General features: G+C 78.1%; 2 protein-coding genes. Both read left to right on the plus strand.

The genetic code is table 11. The features are described from left to right. On the plus strand, nucleotides 1-1,013 hold a 1,013-nt coding region (locus ABZ641_RS28045), incomplete at its 5' end, for an ATP-binding cassette domain-containing protein (RefSeq protein ID WP_359986078.1). A 1-nt stretch (nucleotide 1,014) separates the two neighbouring features. Further along, nucleotides 1,015-4,080 (plus strand): type 2 lanthipeptide synthetase LanM (locus ABZ641_RS28050; RefSeq protein ID WP_359986081.1); only part of this gene is annotated, 3,066 nt, incomplete at its 3' end.

Genomic DNA, 4,080 nt, shown 5'->3' on the forward strand with positions numbered 1-4,080 from the left:
GGGCGGTCGCCCAGCGGGCCGACGCCGCGGCCGGTGCGCTGACCGCCGCCCTGCAACCGCTGCTGCTGGCGGTGCTGCTGGCGGGCGCGACGGCGGCCGGGGACACCCCGTCCGGGCACCTGATGGCCGCCGGTGTCGCCGCCGGCCAGGTCGCCATGGCGCTCGGCCAGGTCACCCACGCCGCCGCCGGCGCCTACGGCATCGCCCCCGTGCTGGACCGGCTGCGGCCGATCCTCGCCGAGTCCGCACCGGGCGAGCGCCGCGGGGCACTCGCCGACCCCGGCCCGCTCGGCGGCGACGTCGCCCTGGAGAACGCGGTGTTCCGCTACCCGGGCACCGCCGCCCCCGCCCTGGACGGCGTCTCGCTGCACGCCGCACCCGGCGAACTGGTCGCCGTGGTCGGCCCGTCCGGCGCCGGCAAGTCCACCCTGGTACGGCTGCTGCTCGGCTTCGAGCAGCCGGAGTCGGGGACCGTCCGCTACGACGGCCGGGACCTCGCCGGCCTCGACGCCCGGCTGGTCCGCCGCCGGCTCGGCGCCGTCCTCCAGCACGGCCGGATGCTGCGCGGCTCCCTGCTGGAGAACCTCGCCGGCACCGACAGCGAGGTCACCGAGGACCGCATCTGGGAGGCCGCCGAACTCGCCGGCATCGCCGACGACCTGCGCCGCCTGCCGCTCGGCCTCGGCACCCGGATCGGCGAGGACGCCCAGGGCTTCTCCGGCGGGCAGGTCCAGCGGCTGCTGCTGGCCCGCGCCCTCGTCCGCCGGCCCGCCGTGCTGCTGCTCGACGAAGCCACCTCCGCCCTCGACAACGCCACCCAGCGCAAGGTCGCCGAGGCCGTCGCCGGCCTCGACACCACCCGCATCGTCATCGCCCACCGGCTCAGCACCGTCCGCACCGCCGACCGCATCCACGTGCTCTCCGGCGGGCGGGTCACCGCCACCGGCACGTACGACGAACTGCTCGGCACCGACCCGCTGTTCACCCGCCTCGCCCGACTCCAGGAGATGTGAGATGTCGCTCGACCTGCAGACCTGGCTCCGCCCCGCCGACGCAGCCGCCGACGAGGGTGCCGACGGCCCCGCCCGGCTGCTCCCCGGCACCGCCCGGGGCGACGAGCGGCTGCGCGCCGTGGTGGCCGCCGCGGCCTCCTTCGAGGACCGGGCCGCCGCCCGGCCGGACGGCACCGCACACTTCGCCCCCGACCCGGACGAGGACCGGCGGACCCGCGCCGCCGCCGTCGACACCTGGCTGCGCCGCGCCGCCGGCGGCCACGGCGGCGCCGGTGTCCTGCTCGACCACCTCGCGGAGACCGGCCGGCCGCTCGGCGACGGCCTGCGCCCGGTCGTCCTCGCCGACCCGGCCGCGCTGCCGCCCTGGGCGCTCGCCCTCGCGGCCTTCCTGCGCACCCTGCCCGCCGCACCCGGCCCGGAGACCACCGCGCCCGGCGCCCTCACCGCCGCCTTCGGGGCCGCCGCCCGAGCGCTGCTGCCCGACGGCCCCGGCGGGATCCTCGGCGTCCCGGTCACCGACCGGGCCCGCGGAGACCTGGCCGGCGCCCTGACCGCCCGGCTCACCGAGGCCTGCAACCTCTCGCTCTGCCACGAACTGCAGGCCGCCACCGGCCGGCCGCGCGCCACCGACTGGGACGCCGCCGGCGGCCTGGACACCTCCGTCGAGGGCTGGCTCGCCCGGCTGGAGCGGCTGCCCGCCCTCGCGTACCTGGTCGGCACCGTCTGCCGGCAGTGGCAGCACGTGCAGACCGAACTGTTCGCCCGGCTCGCCGCCGACCGGGCGCTGCTCGTCGAGCAGCTCTGGCAGGGCGAGGACCCGGGGCCCCTCGACCAGGTCCGCGGCGACGCCGGCGACCGGCACGCCGGCGGCCGCTCGGTCGCCCTGCTGCACTTCGCGACCGGCCCGGCCGTCGTCTACAAGCCCAAGGACATGCGGCACGCCGCCGCCTACCTCGACCTCGTCCGCCGGCTCAACCGCGATCTCCCGCTCGACCTGCCGGAACGCACCGTGCTGCTGCGCAGCGACCGCGGCGACGACGGCCACGGCGCCTCGCTCGCCGCCGACTGCGAGAGCGACTACGGCTGGGAGGAGCTCGTCCCGCACCGCCCCTGCGCGGACCGCGGCGGCTTCGCCCGCTTCTACCGGCGGCTCGGCATGACGATCCGGCTCGTCCAGCTGCTGGAGGGCCGCGACCTGTGGGCCGACAACCTGATCGCCGACGGCGAGCACCCCGCCCTGATCGACCTGGAGTGCCTGCTCTACCCGCGGGTACAGGCGCCGCCGGTGCTCAGCCCCGGCCAGCACGGCCTGCTGGACGAGCTGGAGTCCACCGTGGTGCGCACCGCGATGGCCTTCCAGGCGTGGACGCCCGCCAAGCACTCCGGCGCCCTCGACATCGGCTGCCTCTCCCGGATCGGCGGCCTGGAGGTCGCCCCCGGCGTCCCCGCGCTGCCGCTGCCCCCGTACCGGCCCGTCCACGACGGCGAGACCGCCGACCCGTGGCAGTACACCGAGGAGCTGACCGCCGGCTACCGCGAGATGCATGCCGCGCTGTACGCGCTGCGCGGCGAACTCGCCTCCGCGGACGGCCCGCTGGCGCCCTTCCGGGGCATCTGGGTGCGCTACATCTGGCGGCACACCTGGGACGGTTACAAGATCGTCCGCGCCTCGACCAGCCCGCTCGCCCTCGACAGCGGCGCCACCCGCGAGACGGTCATCGCCGGCGCCCTGCACGGCGCCGTCACCGCCCGGGCCGGCGACCCCGGCCGCGGCGACCTGCTGGACGTCGTCCTCGCCGAACTCGACTCCTACCGCGTCCTCGACATCCCGTTCTTCCGCTCGCTCACCACCTCCACCTCGGTCTTCACCGCCGACGGCCGGGAGATCCCCGGGCACTTCCAGGGCACCGGCTGGCAGCGCCTCCAGCACCGGGTCGCCGAACTCGACACCTTCGACCTCGACACCCACCTCGCCGTCCTCACCGGCTGCATCGACGCCGCCCGGGCCGGCACCGAACTGCCCGCCCCGACCGCCGCCCGGCCCCGCCGCACCACCACCCCCGGCGCCGGCGAACTCCTCGGCCACGCCGTCGCCGTCGGCGACCGCATCCTCGCCGACCGGCGCGGCCACGGCTGGCTCGGCCAGAGCTGGTACCCCGGCACCGGGCTGCGCCAGGTCGAGGTGCTCGGCCTCGACCTCGTCACCGGAACCCCCGGCCTCGCCGTCCTGCTCGCCGAACTCTGGGCCGCCACCGGCGAACCCCGCTTCCACCGCGCCGCCCTGCACGCCCTCACCACCGCCGCCGACCTCATCGACCCGGACTCCCCGCGCGGCTTCGCCTTCGCCGCCGACACCCGGCTCGCCGCGGGCGCCCCCGTCCCCGGCGGCCTGGCCGGCCCCGGCTCGCTGATCCACGCCCTCGCCCGCGCCGGCGTCCTGCTCGGCGAACCCGAACTCCTCACCCGCGCCCAGGCCCTGGTGCCCGGCGCACTCGCCGTCGCCACCCCCGCCGAACCCCGCCCCGGACGCCCCGCCCGCACCCCGCAGCCCGACACCCCGATGGGCACCGCAGGCTTGCTGCTCAACCTGCTGCGGCTGCGCCGCGCCACCGGCCCCGGCCACGCGCCGACCGAGGACGGCATCCGCACCCTGGCCGCCACCGCACTGGCCGCCCTCTCCGCCGAACCGGGCGAGGAGCGGGCCGACAACGGCTTCCTCGACCTCGTCCCGGCCGGCCCCGACTCGGTCGCCGCCGCCCTCGCCCGCACCCTCGCCGAGGCGCCCGGCCTGCTCGCCGCCCCCGAGACCGTCCGCGACCGCCTCCGCGGCCACCGCTTCGCCACCGCGACCCGGGCCGGCCGGCTCGCCTGCCTGGACACCGCCGTCTCGCTCGGCGCCGGCACCGTCGACCCCGCCGAACTCGGCGCCCTCACCCCGCCGGTCGGCGCCGCACAGATCGCCGGCCGCACCACCCGCGACCTGGTCGCGACCGCCGGCGAGGCGCTCACCGCCGCCGAGGCCGGCCTGCTGCACACCGTCCCCGACGGCGCCGACGCGCTGCTGCCC

This window comes from Kitasatospora sp. NPDC007106 (genome assembly GCF_040634455.1).
In the GTDB taxonomy this organism is placed as follows: Bacteria; Actinomycetota; Actinomycetes; order Streptomycetales; family Streptomycetaceae; genus Kitasatospora; species Kitasatospora arboriphila.